The sequence below is a fragment of the Phormidium pseudopriestleyi FRX01 genome, from assembly GCF_017313335.1.
Lineage (GTDB): Bacteria > Cyanobacteriota > Cyanobacteriia > Cyanobacteriales > Laspinemataceae > Laspinema > Laspinema pseudopriestleyi.
Map to the genome: position 1 here is coordinate 1 of NZ_JAFLQW010000272.1, position 17433 is coordinate 17433.

Consider the following 17433-nt stretch of genomic DNA (forward strand, 5'->3'; position numbering starts at 1 on the left):
CAAAAGAGCAACGGGCGTCAAGTTCGGACGTTCACTCTCTAATTCAGGCGGAATTCCATTGGGAAAATCTTCTGCGATCGCCTCTTCTAAGCGTTGAATTCGGTTCTCTGGATTGGGGTGTGTACTCAAAAATTCTGGGGAGGGTGAACTGGATTGTGCTGAACCAAGGATTTCCATCACTTCAATCATTCCTCTGGGGTCATAACCCGCTTCTGCCATGAATTGAACCCCTAGGCGATCGCTTTCCAGTTCCGCCTCTCGTCCATATTGCAAAGCAATCATTTCATTAGCAACCCGGGCGATCGCCGCAGTTTGTCTTCCTCGTCCCTGTTCGTCGGTGGTGGCAATTCCCACTGCCGTAACTAGAGTAGAACCGAGTTCCCGTTTTGCTAAATGTTCTGCACCATGTCGCGCCACCACATGACCAATTTCATGACCTAAAATTCCCGCCAGTTGCGATTGGGAATTGAGGCGTTGCAGTAACCCATTGGTAATAAAAACTTGCCCACCGGGAAGTGCAAACGCATTCACGGTTTCTGAATCCTGAAGCACATGAAATTCAAAGGGATATTCCGATTGTGAGACTACAGATTGTTGCACAATTCGCTGACCCATCTGCTGAACTGAGTCCTGAACTGATGCATCCGGGTATAAACCCCCAAATTGTTGGGCCAATTGTCCTCGGGTTTGCAATCCGAGTTGCACCTCTTCCGTGGGAGACAACCGGATCCGCTGCTGTTCTCCTGTAATGGGATTTTCAACTTGGGTTGTACAGTAACTCAAGACGCCCACTAGCCCAAAAACAAACCCAATTAATAACCGAAATAGTTGTCGTTTCACCGCTGTTTCCAAACTCAATTATTTGGAAAATACCAGATTTTAGGTTCAGTGAAACGTATCTTTAGATAGATTTAGGCCAATAAAAAACCCCCGAGTTTACCTCTGGGGGTTTAGAGAAAGGCCGTAATCTACTTAGGCGGTTTTGAAAAAGCGAATGATTTCTCGAACATGATCCAGGAATTGTCCATCGCTGGTTAATTGAGCGATCGCATTCTGTGCCTCTTTTTTCAGCGCATCATGTTCCGCCTGATTCGTTGAACGCAAGGTTTCCACCGAGGAGGCAATTTGGCTTAAATCTTGGCGTAATGCCGCCGCTTGACGATTTTTATTGGAGGCCCAAGAATCAGGTTTATTTTCATCTAAACTATCGGAAATGTATTTAATTTGTTCCTCTAAAATAAAGACGCGATCGCGCAATTCCAAGACATCTTCCCGAGGATACTTAAACTCTCGGCGAATCATGCTTAACCGGGTGGCAATATATTCATACGCCCGAATCACCGGACGTAATCCAGTTAACAACAATGCCGCCACGGAACTGATATATCCCACCGCACTAATTCCCGTGGCGGCTAACCCATATAAAACGAGGGCCGAAATGATATGTAGGGCGATGGCAATCCACAGCGATCGCTTGGCAATTCGATTAACATATCCCAACTGTTTTGCTTCAATGGGAATATTTTTTTCCTGGGATTGTTCGGCATCCGCGACCACTTCCTTCGCTTGAAAATATATATTCCAAGGGACTGTCACAATCACCACTAACCATAAGAAACTGGCCCCGCCAATCACCCAATCTAAAAAGTTTCCCGCAGGCACATTTAACCAATTTAAAATCCCAAATGCCAACAGTAAAATGACCACCAACCCCAGGGAAAATCCACCGAAAAAGTTAAATCTCATAAAACTCTGGCTTTTTTTGCGTTGATTGCCTTTAGTATGACTACAATTTGCACCGGATTTTATGGGAGACTGTGACAGTCTCCAAATTGGCATAAGACCTTAGAAACCCCAGAAAAATTAAAACCGGCGTTCAATTTTGAGGGGTTCCTGATGAGTCAGGGTCGGCAGGCGATCGCTGAAATCTAGCCAGGGTTGCAATTGACCCGCCTGAAAGGTTCGACTCATCACCACATAAATTGAGGTTTGGTCTCCCCCAATTCCAATAGATTGAACCTGCTGCCAAGACTCGGCTATTAATTCATCACTAATCTGCCATTTTCCCTCTTTCCACTGTAAGCGCCGGATAAATTTAAACGGGGCTTTTTCCTTTCCGGTAATCAGCATTTTTTGCAAAAATTTCCGAATCAAATTGGGAAAAAATCGGCCTACAGTGAGCATAACCACCCGCAAAATCAACAAATTCACGGGATTCATTTGCTTTTGCTTGGCCCAACCCAATTGACCTTGAATCAAAATTTCATCGGCTTCAATTTGATAATCATAGCGGTCAATTAAATGTCCCACAGCATTTTTTATCCTGCTTCCTTGGCAAACTTGAAGAGAAAAATGGGTATCAGAAACCACCAGTTTTTCATCGCGAAATACCTTGAAAACTCCCCCTTTATTTAAAGCCAAATAAAGCTCAGTATTTTCTCTTCGGTCTATCAATAACTCTGCTTCTTGTAACCAAACTTGTCCCGAAGGACGAGGCGACAATGGGGGGCGATTTTCCACAAAGTCTCGCCATGCTAATAAATAACTCCAAGTATGATGTCCGATAATATGGTCATCGGCATAACAAGGAACTAAACCCGCTGCGATGCCTTTTAAAAATAAATCATTAATGGTTAATGCTTCGGGCATCCATTTCCCCACCCATTCAAACCCATGCGGGAAAAAATTATAAGTATTCCGACTCGCATATTCTCCGCCATAAGACCCATCCGGATGGATAAATTGAGTCGCGAGTTCGACGGCTTTAATCAACGATTCTTTGAGACGCGGGTCTGGAGAGAGTTCATACAGTCGGGCTAAACAAGCAATAGTTAGGGTATGATAACCGGGGTCACATCCTTCATATTCCTGAAACCAGCCTTCGGAACTTTGCCAGGATAAAACCCGTTCTATCCGTTCAGTTTTAGCCCGATTCCAACGGTCCGTTTCTAACAGACGAGACATCAGTTCTAAACATAAAGCAATTAACGCTTGATGGTTACTGAGTTGACCCGTTTCGTGATGATTGGCTAACCCGGTGGCGCGATGTTCAAAAAATTTCAGGAGTTCAAAATTGTTAAGATTGAGGAGGGTGTAACTTTCCAAACAAGCCAACAGGGAAAAAGCCGCCGCACCACTTGCCCTTTCGTAGGGAAAATAATCATCACAAGACCCATCCGAATGAGCAGAATGAGCGGCATAAAGCATTCCCGCTTCTACCCAGTCCCGGAGTACCTTTTGCTGATAAAATGGGTTATCAGGTAAGTTAGTTTGGTAGGCTAAAGCCAGAGGCCAAACAAATTCTTGGGCCATTCCACTGGGAAAATCAATAATTTTATAATGCCAGAAATTACGGTCAAAACAGCCGTAGGTGGGACTGTGGGGGTTGCGATCGCACAGGGTGAGGATTTTGGGAATTTGGGCGATCGCAGTTTGGGCAAATAAATCTCTACTCATGGTCACTGTGGGCAATTCATACAAATGGAATACTCTAAGTTTAAACGATTTTGGATGCTGTTTTTCAGAATTAATTTCCGGGGTGATGATGAAAAATTGAATTAATTTGCCCTCCAGAACGGGTGAGAAATCTTAAAAACCCCATCAAAAAATCTGACAGCTTCAAGGGTATATCTATCAAAAAAAGCCTGGACAACCCGGAAAAATTTCACTCTATTTTCAAGACTGGACTGGATCGGGAATTAGCAGCCACTCTAAGGATTCTGCTATATTAAAAAAAACGCTGATAATTTTTACATCATGACTCGACCTAGCGATCCATCCCCTCCACCTTTAAACTCTCATGAACTGCCACCGCCTACAGCCGATGGAGTTGACATTGCTAATCCAGAAGTTGGGAGTCCCCACCAGCCGGAAAATCTCTCCAACTCTAACGTTTCTGCGACACAACAAACCTTTAAACGGCTGTATATAATTTTACTCGTTATTGGCCTGAGTATTGGGGGTGTAGCGGCGATCGGCGTGGTTAATCTCTTGAATCGTTGGGGCCTAACTCAACCCCCACCCCCGGTGGAAGAAACCAACAGCTAAACTCAAAAAATCCACAGGCATAGGGAGACTTCCCCATCTGATCAGGCTGCATTAGTCGAGAAGGCGATGCAGCTTTTATCTTTCTATCGATAGAGCAAAAAGTCATTCTAAAGACTGAGGGATTCTCTCCGAGCTTTTGGCTATACTAGGAAGGATATAAACCTGTTTTATTTGACCGCAATTCCCCGGAAAATCCCGTCAATTTTAATGAATTGTCAAGAGAGGAAGCATGGTATTCAATCCACAGAAACGAGCGGTAGGATTATTCCCCAGTATGGAAAAATCCGCAGTCGCTCTGTGCGACTTAAAATCCGCAGGCTTTCCGATGAAAAACATTTCAGCGATCGCCCGAAAACGGAATCGGATTCGAGAGATAAATCCAAATTCAATGGAAATAAAAACCCTGGATAATCAAGTGCCAGCCACCGGACTTGCTGGTGTTCTAACTGGGGGAAGTTTGGGGATGGTTTTGGGATTGTTAGTGAGCCTAAGTATCCTAGCACTTTCTGGGATTGGACCTGTGATCCTAGCTGGAGTCGAAGCGGCGACTGTCGGGACAGTAATTGTGGGAGGAGGGGCGATCGGTGCCGCGACTGGGGGGATCGTGGGTCATTTGATGACTTATGGAATGTCCAGCGATCGCGCTCACTGCTATTGGGAACGGGTGATTCAGGGGGATTACCTGCTGATTCTCACCGGCAGCGATCGCGAAATTGCCCTCGCCAGTCGCATTTTAAATGCTCGCGGTATCCAAGAGTGGGAAATCCACGAGCGATCGCCCCGGAGAAGCACTCTCCTGTGTGACTAACTCGCCTTTCAATGGGGTCATTTGTGCGATGAAAATCCGTCGGTAATCCGGCCTTGCGATCGGCCAACTGACCCATATTTAACACCAAATGGAGGTCAATTATGACTGTAGATGAACTTAGACGTGCCGTAGGCGTTTTCGAGCGTTATGAAGATGCTGAAGCCGCTTTTTACCAACTCCGACAAGCAGGCTTTTCCCTCAATCACCTCTCACTTATTGCGCCGGACCTCCCCCGGTCCCGGAATCTAGGAGAGGCTAACATGAATTCTCACCTCACAATGGGAGATGCCGCCGCCAGTCCTGCACCTCGTAGCAACACCACCGACGCCACTGGAACCTTTGCCGAAGAAGGGGCGGCAACAGGTGCCGTAGCCGGGGGAACCGTCGGGGGTTTTATCGGCTTGCTGCAAGCCCTAGCCGCCTTATCCATTCCCGGAATCGGACCCGTACTTGTCGGAGGGACCGTGGCAACAATCCTGCTGAATACCCTAGCCGGGGGTGCGATCGGGGCTGCTGCAGGGGGTTTAGTCGGGGCCTTAGCCGGTTTAGGTATCCCCGAAGAACGGGCGAGAATCTATAACGATCGCCTCTCACAAGGCCACTATTTACTAATCGTTGAAGGTTCAGTTTATGAAATTGAACGAGCGGAAGAAATCCTAACCGGAAGAGGCATCCAAGAATGGGGGATTTATCATCTTCCCGGTGAACCCATTGTTAATCCCGCTGCAATGCCTGCAACTCCTCCAGTTCATCCCCCCGCCCAACCTTCTTTAACAGGTCCAAATTCTTTCCCAAATCGGAGAATTCCCTAACCCATTCCTATCCTTGAAAACCTCCCAAACCCGCACCCTAAAGGGTGGGGCTATACGGACAAAGCAGGCCTGCGCGGGCTAAGATACCCCTAAACCCTCGTGACATGGCTTCAGCCATGTCACGCAAAATCACCGGATTTGCCGCCTAAAAATATCCCAAAATCATAACTCAATAAAACCTAAAATTCGCTTACCCAAACAATTATCACAATGACCACATCGCATCCCTTTAGCCTCCTCTTCAAACCCGAATGCTTCTAACAAAAACTGCCATCGACATCGCCGCATAAACAGAAACTGTTTCATCTGTTGACTTGGCTGATCTGGAGATAAACCCGGAGAAGAACCCGAACGAGTAATGCGATAATGAAACGGATCACGCCATTGTAACTGGCCCATACTATGCAGCAAAGACAAGGCGATCGCCCCATCAGGATACTGTTCAATCACTTGATTAATATTCCCCTGATTCGGCAACTTTTTCACCAAATTTTGAGCGCGGCGATAAAGTGTTTGTTGTTGCGTTACCACAAATTGTCGCTGATGCTCATCTTGAGAGTCTAACCATCCCGTACATTCACTAATTAAAGAAAGCGCAGTCGCAGGTTTGCCATCTCGACCGGCGCGGCCCACTTCTTGAATATATTCTGATAATAAAGCCGGAGTTTGATAGTGTAAAACCCAACGCACATTGGGTTTATTCACTCCCATACCAAAGGCACAAGTACAAACCACAAATTGCAGGAAATCGCCAATCCAACTGCTTTCAATACTGCGGCGTTCCTCCCCACTCAAACCGCCATGATAGGCGCAGGTTTTACATCCTTGTTGACGTAACCAAGCCGCCAGTTCTTCCGCATCCCGACGAGTTCTAACATAGACTAAACCCGACTGTAAACCCTGAGACTGGATAAACTGTAACATCCGTTGGCGACGCCCTCGCGGAGTCCAAGCAATTTGAATTTGTAAAGAGAGATTGGACCGATAAGGACTGAGTAAAAATTGGTTCGGTTTGTGTAACTTTAAAACGGATTGAATCGTTTTCTGGGCCGTCGGGTTAGCCGTTGCCGTAAACGCTGCGATCGCCAGTTTAGAACCCGCTGGTTTGGATTTCAAAAGGGCGGGACGAACTGCACCTAAACGGCGATAGGCCGGTCGAAATGTATCCCCCCATTGAACTAAACAATGTGCCTCATCTAAAATCATCCCATTAATCGGTAATTCCGGTGCCAATAACCGCTGCCAAACCGGAGGACTCAGCAACGTTTCCGGGGAGAGATATAATAACCGTAATTGATTGTTTTCTAGGTTTTTTAGGGTTGCTTTGCGCTGTTTTGTCGGAACTTCACCATGTAGAAGTGCAGCATCTAAGTGGCGATCGCGCAGTTCTTGCACCTGATTTTCCATCAATGCCACCAATGGCGACACCACCAGGGTTAATCCAGTTTGCAGTAACGCCGGGAGTTGAAAGCAAATCGACTTCCCCCCACCCGTGGGTAAGACAATCAGCGCATCTTTCCCCTGCAACAGACTCTGCACGATTTCTCCCTGGGGACTTCTAAAATCATCGTATCCCCAGATTTCACGGAAGGTATCCCGGACCTGATTCCAGGATGGCTTGTCATCGCATTTCATTGGCAAAAAAGGTTATGTTAAAGATAGGACAGTTATTCATTTTACCGGATTTAGCTCATGCCACTAGAAATTATCGCCCATCGCGGATACTCAAGTATCGCCCCAGAAAACACCCTGGCGGCATTTTTGGCGGCGATCGAACATCAGGCGGATTCCATCGAGTTTGATGTCCAGTTAAGTGCCGATGGAGTCCCGATGGTGATTCACGATTCCACCTTAACCCGCACAACGAGAATTCGGGGCAAAGTCAGAAAAAAAACCCTAGAACAAATTAAACGTCGAGAGGCCGGGTCTTGGTTTGACCTTCGTTTTAAGGGGGAACCGATTCCTACCTTAGAAGAAGCATTAAGCGCTTTGCAAAATATCAAAAAGTTTATTTATATAGAAGTCAAAACTCATTCTTATTGGACCGATGAAAAAATAGATGAACTGATTGATATGCTCCTCAAATATCAATTTGAAAATCGATGTATTATTGCATCTTTTAATGCTTCTTTTATAGACCGAATTCGGGAACGAAGTGATAACTTTTCATTTGCTTATTTGGTGGCAAATCGGACCGCATTCCGCAGACAATTAACCAAGGCAGCACAAGCGGGAAATACTGTGATGATGAGCAAGTATAAACTCTTGATAAAAAATCCTTCCTTAATTAGCCTCAGCCGCGCACAAGGAGTCGATATCGTTGCCTGGACTGTCGATAAACCCAAGGACTTAGAAAAACTGCTCGATTTAGGAATTGTGCGAATTGCAACCAATTGTTTAGTGCCAGAAATGTTAGACCGGAAAATTCAATAGGTTTTTCTTCCAGGTTGCCAAATTTACTCTCAATGATTTACAATAAACCAGGCACTACAACTTTCAACACAATTAGCATGAATTTATTCAATTCTGACAATCGCTGGGAATTTTGGATCGACCGTGGGGGTACTTTTACTGATGTAGTCGCGAGGCGTCCTGATGGGCAATTGATTGTACATAAAGTGCTATCAGAAAATCCGGAACGATATAAAGATGCGCCAGTCCAAGGGATTCGAGAACTCATGGGAATCTCAATGGATGAACCCATCCCCATTGACCAAATTGGGGCGATTAAAATGGGAACAACCGTTGCCACCAATGCCTTACTAGAACGCAAAGGCGATCGCACGGTTCTGGTGATTACCAAAGGATTTAAAGATGCCCTCAGAATCGGGTATCAAAACCGCCCGGATATCTTCGCCCGGGAGATTATTTTACCCGAAATGCTCTATGAACAGGCGATCGAGGTAGAAGAACGCTACAGCGCCAACGGCGAAGAATTACAACCCGTTAATGAACCGCCTTTAATTGAGGAATTACAAGCTGCATATAATACCGGAATTAGAAGTTGTGCAATCGTTTTGATGCATGGATATCGCTACCCCCAGCATGAGCAAAAAATTGCCAACATTGCCAAAATCATTGGATTTACTCAAATCTCGGTTTCCCACAAAGTCAGTCCTTTAATGAAGTTAGTCAGTCGCGGAGATACCACCGTTGTTGATGCCTATCTTTCGCCGATTTTGCGTCGTTATGTCGATCGCGTTTCCGGAGAACTCTCTGCCAATCCCGACGCCTTAGACAGTCGCCTGATGTTCATGCAATCCAATGGCGGGTTAACCAATGCGCGACAATTCCAAGGCAAAGATAGCATCTTATCCGGTCCTGCTGGTGGCATTGTAGGCGCGGTAGAAACCAGCAAAAAGGCTGGATTTGAGAAAATTATCAGCTTTGATATGGGCGGAACTTCCACCGATGTTGCCCATTATAACGGCGAATATGAACGAGAATTTGAAACAGAAATTGCCGGAGTTCGATTAAGAACTCCGATGATGTCGATTCATACCGTGGCTGCCGGTGGCGGGTCAATTCTATTTTTTGATGGGTCACGCTATCGCGTCGGTCCCGAGTCTGCCGGGGCTAATCCTGGCCCTGCTTCCTATCGCAAAGGGGGACCGTTAACCGTCACCGATTGTAATGTCATGTTAGGAAAAATTCAACCGCAATTTTTCCCCAAAGTGTTTGGCATCAATGGAGATTTACCTTTAGATTCTGACATTGTTCGCGACAAGTTCAATCAAATGGCCCAACAGATTAAAAAATCCACGGGAGATGACCGACTCCCGGAACAAGTCGCTGCCGGATTCCTGGCGATCGCCGTGGAAAATATGGCTAACGCCATTAAAAAAATCTCCCTACAACGGGGATATGACGTATCCGAATATACCCTCTGTTGCTTTGGCGGGGCCGGAGGTCAACACGCCTGTCAAATTGCCGATACCTTGGGCATGAAACGGGTCTTTATTCATCCCTTTGCCGGAGTTTTATCTGCCTACGGGATGGGATTAGCAGATATTCGGACCATTCGCCAACGGGCCGTAGAAGCGCCATTAACCGCTGAATTGCTGGCCCAATTGCAAACTCAATTAACCCAATTAGAAGCCGAAGGAAAAGCTGAACTAAGCCAGAACAGTGAGGGGACAGGCGGACTGGTTGCTGTTGCTAAACTGCATCTTAAATATCAAGGCACTGACTCCACCTTAATTGTTGATTTTGCAGACAATCCAGCCACCCTCAAATCGGCATTTGAAGCCGAACACCGTCAACGGTATGGATTCATCAAAGAAGACAAACCCTTAATTGTAGAAACGGTTTCCGTAGAAGTGGTTCAGAAAATGGAAAGCCCCGAGGAACCCACCGTTCTCCGGCGATCGTCAGCCGTCCCCTCCCCGATTGCCACTGTCCCTATGTATGACGGCGGTTGCTGGCAGGAAACACCCGTTTTTGAGCGCCAAGAATTGCAACCAGGAGACACGATTAATGGACCGGCTTTAATCATAGAACAAACCGGCACAAATGCGATTTCCTCCGGTTGGAAAGTGGAAATTACGAACCGCAATTACTTAGTTTTAAACCGGGTTGCCACCGCCGAACTGCCTCGGATAGAAACCCAGGCGATCGCTGCCACAACTCCCGATCCAGTCCTGTTAGAAATCTTCAACAATTTGTTCCGTGCCATTGCCGAACAAATGGGGATTACCTTACAAAATACCTCCTCTTCCGTAAACATCAAAGAACGCTTAGATTTCTCCTGTGCAGTCTTTGATAAAGGCGGTCAACTTGTGGCCAATGCACCCCATATTCCCGTGCATTTAGGCTCAATGAGTGAAAGTGTGGAAGCCTTAATGAACGACAAAGGGGAAACCGTTAAAACCGGGGATGTTTATGTCTCCAATAATCCCTATAATGGCGGAACTCACCTCCCAGATATTACCGTCATAACCCCAGTTTTTGATAATGCCGGAGAGGACATTTTATTTTACGTTGCCTCCCGTGGACATCATGCTGACATTGGTGGTATTACTCCCGGTTCCATGCCACCCCATAGCAAAACGGTGGTAGAAGAAGGGGTATTATTGGATAACGTCCAAATCATCAAAGCTGGAAAATTCCAAGAATCCCACCTCTTAGAAATCCTCACCACTGCCGAATATCCAGCGCGAAATACCGACCAAAACATTGCCGATTTACAAGCGCAAGTTGCCGCCAACGAACGGGGAGTCCAAGAACTCAAGAAAATGGTCGAACACTATGGTATAAAAACCGTAGAATCCTATATGGGATATGTTCAGGACAACGCCGAGGAGTCAGTCCGACGGGCGATCGCAGTGCTAAAAAATGGCGAATTTACCTACGAAATGGATGCCGGAGGAGAAATCCACGTTAAAATTAGCATCGATAAAAATAGCCGCAGTGCCACCATTGATTTTACCGGCACTTCCGCCCAACTCGACAGCAATTTCAACGCACCGGCAGCAGTCTGTAAAGCGGCAGTGTTGTATGTGTTTCGCACCTTAGTAGATGATAACATTCCCCTGAATGCGGGATGTCTCAAACCCCTAGACATTATTATCCCCAAAGGCAGCTTATTAAATCCCTGTTATCCCGCAGCAGTGGTTGCGGGAAACGTGGAAACTTCCCAGGCGATCGTGGATGCCTTATACCTCGCACTCGGGGTGATGGCAGCATCCCAAGGAAGCATGAATAACTTCACCTTTGGCAGCGATCGGCATCAATATTACGAAACCATTTGTGGCGGTTCCGGTGCCGGTCCCAACTTCCACGGAACCGATGCCATTCAAACCCACATGACCAACTCTCGCCTGACGGATCCTGAAGTTTTAGAATGGCGATTTCCCGTCCGGTTAGAAAGCTTTGCCATTCGCGAAAATAGCGGTGGAAAAGGGCAATTTACCGGAGGAAATGGAGTGATTCGTCGCCTGCGATTCCTAGAACCGATGACAGCAGCAATTTTATCCAATCATCGCCGCATTCCCCCTGCGGGATTAAATCAAGGAGGCGACGGTGCGATCGGGCATAATTCAGTGGAACGCACCGATGGTACAATTGAAGAATTAGGCAGCACCAGCGCAGTTCAAATGAATCCCGGAGATATCTTCGCCATTCAAACCCCAGGAGGCGGGGGTTATGGTGTTCTAACTTCTGATTAAGTCAATTTAGATTAGAGTGTAAAATTACTACCCTAATCATTCCCAACGGGTGAGGCCGTTCCCAAATTGCCTCACCCCATATCAAGTAGGTAATTGTCACAATCGGTAAAAATTTGGAAGATAATCTTATGAGCAATAGTTCTTTTTTTAATGAATTTACCGAACAATCTTTAGTCAAAGCTGAAATTGTGGCGAAATATTTTTGGGCTTGGGCAAAGGTCATTATCCCTTCGGCTAAAAAAAGACAAACAAACATGGCTTATGTGGATTTATTTTCTGGGCCAGGGCGCTACAAAGATGGATCTAAGTCCACCCCTTTAAGGATTTTGGAACAGGCGCTTGGCGATGATGATATGCGCCAGAAGCTAGTTACATTCTTTAACGATTTAGATTCCGATAATACTCAATCGCTTCAACAAGCGATTAACGCTTTACCAAATATAGAAAAATTACATCACCGTCCTCGAATTCTAAACATGGAAGTTGGGGAAAGTATTATCGGAGAATTGAAACAGCTTCAATCAGTGCCAGCCCTTTTTTTTATAGACCCTTGGGGCTATAAAGGGTTATCTCTTAAGCTCATTGGTTCTGTTATTAAGAATTGGGGCTGTGATTGTATATTTTTCTTTAACTACAATCGAATTAACATGGGATTAAGTAACCCTGCAGTACAAGAACACATGAACTCGCTGTTTGGTAAAGAACGAGCAGACGTACTGCGAGAAAAACTGGAATCCAAGCGTTCCTATGAACGAGAGTTGATAATTCTGGAAGATATCTCAAAAGCATTGAAAGAAATCGGAGGTGATTATGTTTTACCCTTTTGCTTCAAAGATGCAACAGGAAGTAGAACGAGCCATCATTTAATTTTTGTATCAAAGCACGTTCGGGGATACGAAATTATGAAGGAGATTATGGCAAAACAAAGCTCTAGCACAGAACAAGGAGTGCCATTGTTTGAATATAACGTAGCAACACAGTTTCAGCCTTTACTCTTTGAGCTGTCAAGACCATTAGACGACTTGACGGATATGTTAACCGATGAATTTGCTGGCCAAACGATGACAATGAAACAGATTTATGAGCAACATCATGTGAACAAGCGCTATATCAAGGCAAATTACAAAGAAGCGCTGAAAAAATTAGAGAATGCCGGAAAAATTTTAGCTAATCCACCGGCTAACAAACGACGAAAATTAAAAGGAGAAATTACCTTTGGGGATGAAGTAAAAGTGACATTTCTCTCTCGAAATTCCCAGTAAAATTGGCTTATTTACCAACTCCTGCCGCCAAGGAAATTTTGACCGAATTCCTCCCCCACTTCTGCTGGTGTTCATGCCAAGAGGAGGGCATTTCATCCCAGATTTGTTCATCAAGTAATCTCCCGTTTGCTTTAGGGGTTCTGCCACCTACTTGTTTAAAGAAAAAGGCTACTCCAGATTCCTGGCATTGTTGGCGGATACTTTGCGCCCATTCTAGTTTTAAAGGACGGTGTTTTGGTCCGGATTCGCCGCCAACAATTACCCAATGAATCTCTCCAAGGTCAAGGTTCAAAGGTCCTAAAAGCGGTTCGCAGGAAAGAAATCTCACGGTTGCCGGGACTTGGCGCAAATAGTCAACTCGCTGAACATAGTTTTGATTCTCAACAGAAACACCCATCCAAACATTTTCCGGCCATTTTAATTCGGGTGCAAGCTGTAACAAACGTTCATGACGTTTTGTCAAGATTTGATAAATATGCCAAGGTGTTTCTTCCATTACTTTGAAGACTTTTTTAAGAAAATCCAGAGGAACGTCTTCATGGAATAAGTCACTCATGGAATTGACGAAAATTCGACTTGGTTTTCGCCACCGCTTAGGTTCTTCTATCCGGTCTGGATGTAGCGTCAAGTCAAATCCATTGGGAAAATTGGTATGAAACCGCTTAGTGAGGGCTTCTGCATAGCAATGAGTGCATCCCGGACTGATTTTTGTGCAGCCTGTAGTGGGATTCCAGGTTCTATCGGTCCACTCTATCCCTGTATGAATACTCGACATAAAAAATTTTTCCAATAAAACAACGACTTGTTTTTTCAGCAATCCCTAAAGGGTTTAATCTTATTTTATCTCAAATTGACGGAAAAAATCAAGTGATTTAATAGGTTTTTTCTATGTAACAAACATTTCGCATCAAAAAAACCTATGAGAAGAAGTGCTTAAAAAGGCTCTAACATCGCTTCTGGTATCGGGGTTTTACCTGCCCCTGTGGTTCTTTAAATTCCTGAATTCCCCATTCATTTTTTCTAATAAATTCACAGGTATTGCCTCATTAACAAAGGAGTAATTCCTCCACCTCCAACGGTTTCAAGTTGGGTGGCAATCCTCTCTAACCTGGACTATATCGCCACCCACCCCAATCAGGCAATCCCCGATGCAGCAAAAATCCCTCCTCCGTAAGTTTACCACTCCCAAGATCCTCTGCTAATCTATAAGGTGTATCCCTATTATGCCATCACAGGAGATGAGGATTTGAAGAATCAGTACGCACAAAATATCCAAGCGATCGTCGTAGGAATTGTTCTAGCATTAATTCTGCTGCTTGGATCGAGTTCTTTTGTGATTATCAACCCCGGTGAGGCGGGTGTGCTCAGTGTTCTGGGTAAATCTCGCGATGGCGCTTTACTCGAAGGAATTCACCTCAAACCTCCCCTGATCTCAAAAGTGGATGTGTATGACGTTACGGTGCAAAAATTTGAGGTTCCTGCCAAAAGTGCCACCCGAGATTTACAAGATTTGACGGGACGATTTGCAATTAACTTTCGGCTGGATCCCACCCAAGTGGTGACGATTCGCCGAACTCAAGGGTCATTGGAGAATATTGTGGCGAAAATTATTGCCCCTCAAACTCAGGAATCGTTTAAAATCGCTGGCGCTAAAAAAACGGCTGAAGAATCCATTACTCAGCGGAGTCTATTGAAGGAAGATTTCGATAATGCTCTGAGCGGTCGATTAGAAAAATATGGCGTCATTGTCATTGATACCAGTGTGATTGATTTGAACTTTTCAACGGACTTTGCTAAGGCAGTTGAAGAGAAGCAAATTGCTGAACAACGGGCTCAAAGAGCGGTTTATATTGCTCGGGAAGCGGAACAAGAAGCCCAAGCCGATATTAATCGTGCTCAAGGTCGGTCCGAGGCTCAACGGTTGTTAGCTGAAACATTAAAAGCCCAAGGGGGTGATTTAGTGCTTCAGAAAGAAGCGATTCAAGCATGGCGCGAAGGCGGCGCTCAAATGCCCAAGGTGTTGGTGTTAGGAAAAGATGCACCCCGGGTTCCTTTTCTCTTTAATCTGGGAAATGTTCAAGGGGATTCTTAATCCTCAATAAATAACCTATTTCCCCCTTCCTAGAAAGGGGGAATGAACCGGGATTATTGAATATTTTGCAGAGAATCAAATAAGGCGATTAAGGCTTCTTGAGCGGTGGATTTTCCCACTCCATAACAAGAGCGTTTACGCCATGCGATCGCCGGTAAATGACCCGGTACAGCCTCTAAGGAAAAGTCGAGTTCGTCATAGTAAATCCAGTTGTCCTGGACTCGCCATCGGACGCGATCGCAAAATTCGGTATAATCTCCTTGGACTGCTTCCCAAATTTGCTGCTGTACCCTCAATCCAAACTGACCATGACTATAGTAGTCCCAAATCCAATCTAGGGTGGCTAAATCGGTTTTTGGAAACTTTGCTAAGTCTTCTACGCTTAACCACCCTTCCTCTTCTCGAACCGCTGCTTTGAGGGCGATCGCCCAAGTTTCTTCATCCGCTTTTCTCCATTTACCTTTAGAGAGTAAATTCATTAACCGACTATAATCGATTCCCACTTCAGAACTTGGATAAAATGGTTCCAGACTCTCTTCCTGAGTGGGTATGACTGTACTCCCCTGCATCCAGTCAGAAACTTGATTTAACACCGTTTCAATTTGCTGGAAATTCACCCCTTGTAAATAAGCCGAAATCCATTCTAGCTGAGATTGGAGATAGGCCCGTTCTTCTCGGGCTTCTTGTAACTGAATCGTGACTTGATTAAACCGTTCATTAAACTGATTTTCTAAGCGGGATAATTCATCGGAATAGTTTGATTTTTCGGACAAGTTCTGATGTTTAAATTCCTCTTGCATTTCGTTGCGAGTCCAGATTTTTCGGGCCCAGTTTATCTGAGTTTGTTGTTTTTCTAAAAATGCTTTTCTGAGTTTACTGCCTTGACTTCCCGGAATAGGGGTTAAATCCCATCCACAATTCAAACAGCGTTGGGTTTCACACTCTACATATTCCGTATCGCAAACGGGACAATAATTTATCATGTTTGATTAAAACAATAAAAGTAAAAGCAAACTATTCAATAATTAAACCAAATAAAAACAAAATCAGGTTGGGAATGAGGGTGAAGTAATTCTTGAATTTCACCCTCACCCTGTTTTGAAAACAGTCCAAACGACGGTTAACTCAAAATACCGGATTGAACCACGTTCAAAATAATTCCTACTAAAGAACCAATCAGTAGAACCATGCTAGTTAATGAACTAATGGCAAAACCAATGCCTCGTTTTTCGGCAGCTTGGTAATATCCCCAAGCGTAAACAATTCGACCGAGAACCCAAAAACTTCCAATGACTCCCGCCCAAACTGGACTGACAAATTCAGAAAAAATCCATAATGCAGGCAAGAACAAAATCATTTGTTCTAGGGTATTTTCATGAACCCTTACGACTCTTTCAAAATCAGAATTTCCTGACATGGCGGGGGGAAGAATTTTATACTTAAATCTGGCTCGACCGACATTAATCGTCACAACAAAGTAAACAATTAAGGCAGAAACAGTGACTAAACTGGGCCAAGGTGACATGATAAGGTAACCTCAATTTTAGCAAAGAAGGGACTAATTTTATCTCAGTTTAAATTATGACATCATTGGGGGACAAACGTAAAGCACTGCCGTCAAAAATAAATCAAGGGCTAAACTGGTCCTCTATTTCCAAGAGTCTCTCTTCTACAATCCTAATCCGTTCTTTGAGTTCGATCGCCAAGATAGCCAGGTTATCAAATTGTTGGGCAAGGGAGGGGTCATCCGGTTGTCTTCCTGTTGGTACTGCCGGAGAATCTTCAGCCGGTTGGGGACGAGAAATCGGGGGAGAAGCGGCGGGTTGTCTTCCCAGTCTAGCCACGTCAGATTGTAACCGATTGATTTGCGATCGCAAGCTAAAAATTTCTGATTCTAAGCGAGAAATGCGAGAAGCATCCGCAACGGATCCTTGGGCGGATGCGCCACCGAATACCAGCAATAAAGTCAAGCCAAAAATGAGAAAAATTCGATAAATAGGGGTCAGCATGATATAATTTCCTAAAATTTTATCCCTTTCTATTTTATCGTTTTGACTAGAAAACTGCTGAATCCCAATGGACTTGAATTTAGAGAAGAGGGTATCGTTTGACACTCCCACGTCTAAAGAGCGTGGGATTCTGTAAGAGTCCAGAATCTGAACCTTAAGGGCGTAGTCAATGCACCCCTACCAACTCCATCAAGATTCAATCCCAATGTTGTCGCTACTTTTCTGAGAATGTTGGC

Annotated in this window: 15 protein-coding genes; 7 read left to right on the forward strand and 8 right to left on the reverse strand. The window is 45.0% G+C overall.

Annotated features, from left to right (window positions below):
- From J0895_RS09835 to J0895_RS09845, 3 genes are all read right to left on the reverse strand, one after another.
- Window positions 1–840 (reverse strand): M48 family metalloprotease (locus J0895_RS09835; protein ID WP_207087922.1); only part of this gene is annotated, 840 nt, incomplete at its 3' end.
- A gap of 132 nt (window positions 841–972) precedes the next feature.
- Window positions 973–1746: a UbiA prenyltransferase family protein gene (locus tag J0895_RS09840; protein WP_207087923.1), complete on the reverse strand. Its 774-nt coding sequence runs from the start codon at window positions 1744–1746 to the stop codon at window positions 973–975.
- A 117-nt stretch (window positions 1747–1863) separates the two neighbouring features.
- Entirely contained in the window at window positions 1864–3456 is a 1593-nt protein-coding gene (locus J0895_RS09845; RefSeq protein WP_207087924.1) for a hypothetical protein, read from the reverse strand.
- A gap of 300 nt (window positions 3457–3756) precedes the next feature.
- Between J0895_RS09845 and J0895_RS09850 the strand changes: the two genes are divergently transcribed.
- The 3 genes from J0895_RS09850 to J0895_RS09860 all read left to right on the forward strand — a co-directional run bounded on the left by J0895_RS09850 (window position 3757) and on the right by J0895_RS09860 (window position 5667).
- On the forward strand, window positions 3757–4047 hold the full coding sequence (locus tag J0895_RS09850) for a hypothetical protein (protein WP_207087925.1): 291 nt from the start codon (window positions 3757–3759) through the stop codon (window positions 4045–4047).
- A gap of 229 nt (window positions 4048–4276) precedes the next feature.
- On the forward strand, window positions 4277–4855 hold the full coding sequence (locus J0895_RS09855) for a hypothetical protein (protein WP_207087926.1): 579 nt from the start codon (window positions 4277–4279) through the stop codon (window positions 4853–4855).
- A 101-nt stretch (window positions 4856–4956) separates the two neighbouring features.
- On the forward strand, window positions 4957–5667 hold the full coding sequence (locus J0895_RS09860) for a DUF1269 domain-containing protein (protein WP_207087927.1): 711 nt from the start codon (window positions 4957–4959) through the stop codon (window positions 5665–5667).
- A 162-nt stretch (window positions 5668–5829) separates the two neighbouring features.
- Here J0895_RS09860 and J0895_RS09865 read toward each other — a convergent pair whose 3' ends face one another.
- Window positions 5830–7302 (reverse strand): RecQ family ATP-dependent DNA helicase, encoded by a 1473-nt coding sequence (locus J0895_RS09865; RefSeq protein ID WP_207087928.1) that lies wholly within the window; start codon window positions 7300–7302, stop codon window positions 5830–5832.
- Window positions 7303–7359: 57 nt separating this feature from the next.
- On the opposite strand from J0895_RS09865, the gene J0895_RS09870 reads away from it, so the two are divergent.
- The 3 genes from J0895_RS09870 to J0895_RS09880 all read left to right on the forward strand — a co-directional run bounded on the left by J0895_RS09870 (window position 7360) and on the right by J0895_RS09880 (window position 13096).
- Complete coding sequence (locus J0895_RS09870) at window positions 7360–8100, forward strand: glycerophosphodiester phosphodiesterase (RefSeq protein WP_207087929.1); 741 nt, start codon at window positions 7360–7362, stop codon at window positions 8098–8100.
- Window positions 8101–8177: 77 nt separating this feature from the next.
- The gene (locus J0895_RS09875; protein WP_207087930.1) at window positions 8178–11834 is read left to right on the forward strand and encodes a hydantoinase B/oxoprolinase family protein; all 3657 of its coding nucleotides are present in this window, start codon (window positions 8178–8180) and stop codon (window positions 11832–11834) included.
- A gap of 128 nt (window positions 11835–11962) precedes the next feature.
- Window positions 11963–13096 (forward strand): three-Cys-motif partner protein TcmP, encoded by a 1134-nt coding sequence (locus tag J0895_RS09880; RefSeq protein WP_207087931.1) that lies wholly within the window; start codon window positions 11963–11965, stop codon window positions 13094–13096.
- Window positions 13097–13103: 7 nt separating this feature from the next.
- Here the strand turns inward: J0895_RS09880 and J0895_RS09885 are convergent, their stop codons facing one another.
- The gene (locus J0895_RS09885; RefSeq protein ID WP_207087932.1) at window positions 13104–13871 is read right to left on the reverse strand and encodes a DUF5131 family protein; all 768 of its coding nucleotides are present in this window, start codon (window positions 13869–13871) and stop codon (window positions 13104–13106) included.
- Window positions 13872–14342: 471 nt separating this feature from the next.
- Here J0895_RS09885 and J0895_RS09890 point away from each other — a divergent pair, with 471 nt between their 5' ends.
- A complete protein-coding gene (locus tag J0895_RS09890) occupies window positions 14343–15188 on the forward strand; it encodes a prohibitin family protein (RefSeq protein ID WP_207087933.1) in 846 nt (281 codons plus the stop codon).
- 53 nt (window positions 15189–15241) lie between these two features.
- Here the strand turns inward: J0895_RS09890 and J0895_RS09895 are convergent, their stop codons facing one another.
- The 3 genes from J0895_RS09895 to J0895_RS09905 all read right to left on the reverse strand — a co-directional run bounded on the left by J0895_RS09895 (window position 15242) and on the right by J0895_RS09905 (window position 17197).
- On the reverse strand, window positions 15242–16171 hold the full coding sequence (locus tag J0895_RS09895; protein WP_207087934.1) for a GUN4 domain-containing protein: 930 nt from the start codon (window positions 16169–16171) through the stop codon (window positions 15242–15244).
- A gap of 137 nt (window positions 16172–16308) precedes the next feature.
- A complete protein-coding gene (locus tag J0895_RS09900; protein WP_207087935.1) occupies window positions 16309–16713 on the reverse strand; it encodes an MAPEG family protein in 405 nt (134 codons plus the stop codon).
- 103 nt (window positions 16714–16816) lie between these two features.
- Window positions 16817–17197 (reverse strand): hypothetical protein, encoded by a 381-nt coding sequence (locus J0895_RS09905; protein ID WP_207087936.1) that lies wholly within the window; start codon window positions 17195–17197, stop codon window positions 16817–16819.
- Window positions 17198–17433 lie beyond the last annotated feature (236 nt).

Excerpts from the sequence above, each read along its gene's own strand:
- J0895_RS09840 (WP_207087923.1), bottom strand. The coding sequence starts at position 1,746 with ATGAGATTTAACTTTTTCGGTGGATTTTCCCTGGGGTTGGTGGTCATT.
- J0895_RS09845 (WP_207087924.1), bottom strand. The coding sequence starts at position 3,456 with ATGAGTAGAGATTTATTTGCCCAAACTGCGATCGCCCAAATTCCCAAA.
- J0895_RS09850 (WP_207087925.1), top strand. The coding sequence starts at position 3,757 with ATGACTCGACCTAGCGATCCATCCCCTCCACCTTTAAACTCTCATGAA.
- J0895_RS09855 (WP_207087926.1), top strand. The coding sequence starts at position 4,277 with ATGGTATTCAATCCACAGAAACGAGCGGTAGGATTATTCCCCAGTATG.
- J0895_RS09860 (WP_207087927.1), top strand. The coding sequence starts at position 4,957 with ATGACTGTAGATGAACTTAGACGTGCCGTAGGCGTTTTCGAGCGTTAT.
- J0895_RS09865 (WP_207087928.1), bottom strand. The coding sequence starts at position 7,302 with ATGAAATGCGATGACAAGCCATCCTGGAATCAGGTCCGGGATACCTTC.
- J0895_RS09870 (WP_207087929.1), top strand. The coding sequence starts at position 7,360 with ATGCCACTAGAAATTATCGCCCATCGCGGATACTCAAGTATCGCCCCA.
- J0895_RS09875 (WP_207087930.1), top strand. The coding sequence starts at position 8,178 with ATGAATTTATTCAATTCTGACAATCGCTGGGAATTTTGGATCGACCGT.
- J0895_RS09880 (WP_207087931.1), top strand. The coding sequence starts at position 11,963 with ATGAGCAATAGTTCTTTTTTTAATGAATTTACCGAACAATCTTTAGTC.
- J0895_RS09885 (WP_207087932.1), bottom strand. The coding sequence starts at position 13,871 with ATGTCGAGTATTCATACAGGGATAGAGTGGACCGATAGAACCTGGAAT.
- J0895_RS09895 (WP_207087934.1), bottom strand. The coding sequence starts at position 16,171 with ATGATAAATTATTGTCCCGTTTGCGATACGGAATATGTAGAGTGTGAA.
- J0895_RS09900 (WP_207087935.1), bottom strand. The coding sequence starts at position 16,713 with ATGTCACCTTGGCCCAGTTTAGTCACTGTTTCTGCCTTAATTGTTTAC.
- J0895_RS09905 (WP_207087936.1), bottom strand. The coding sequence starts at position 17,197 with ATGCTGACCCCTATTTATCGAATTTTTCTCATTTTTGGCTTGACTTTA.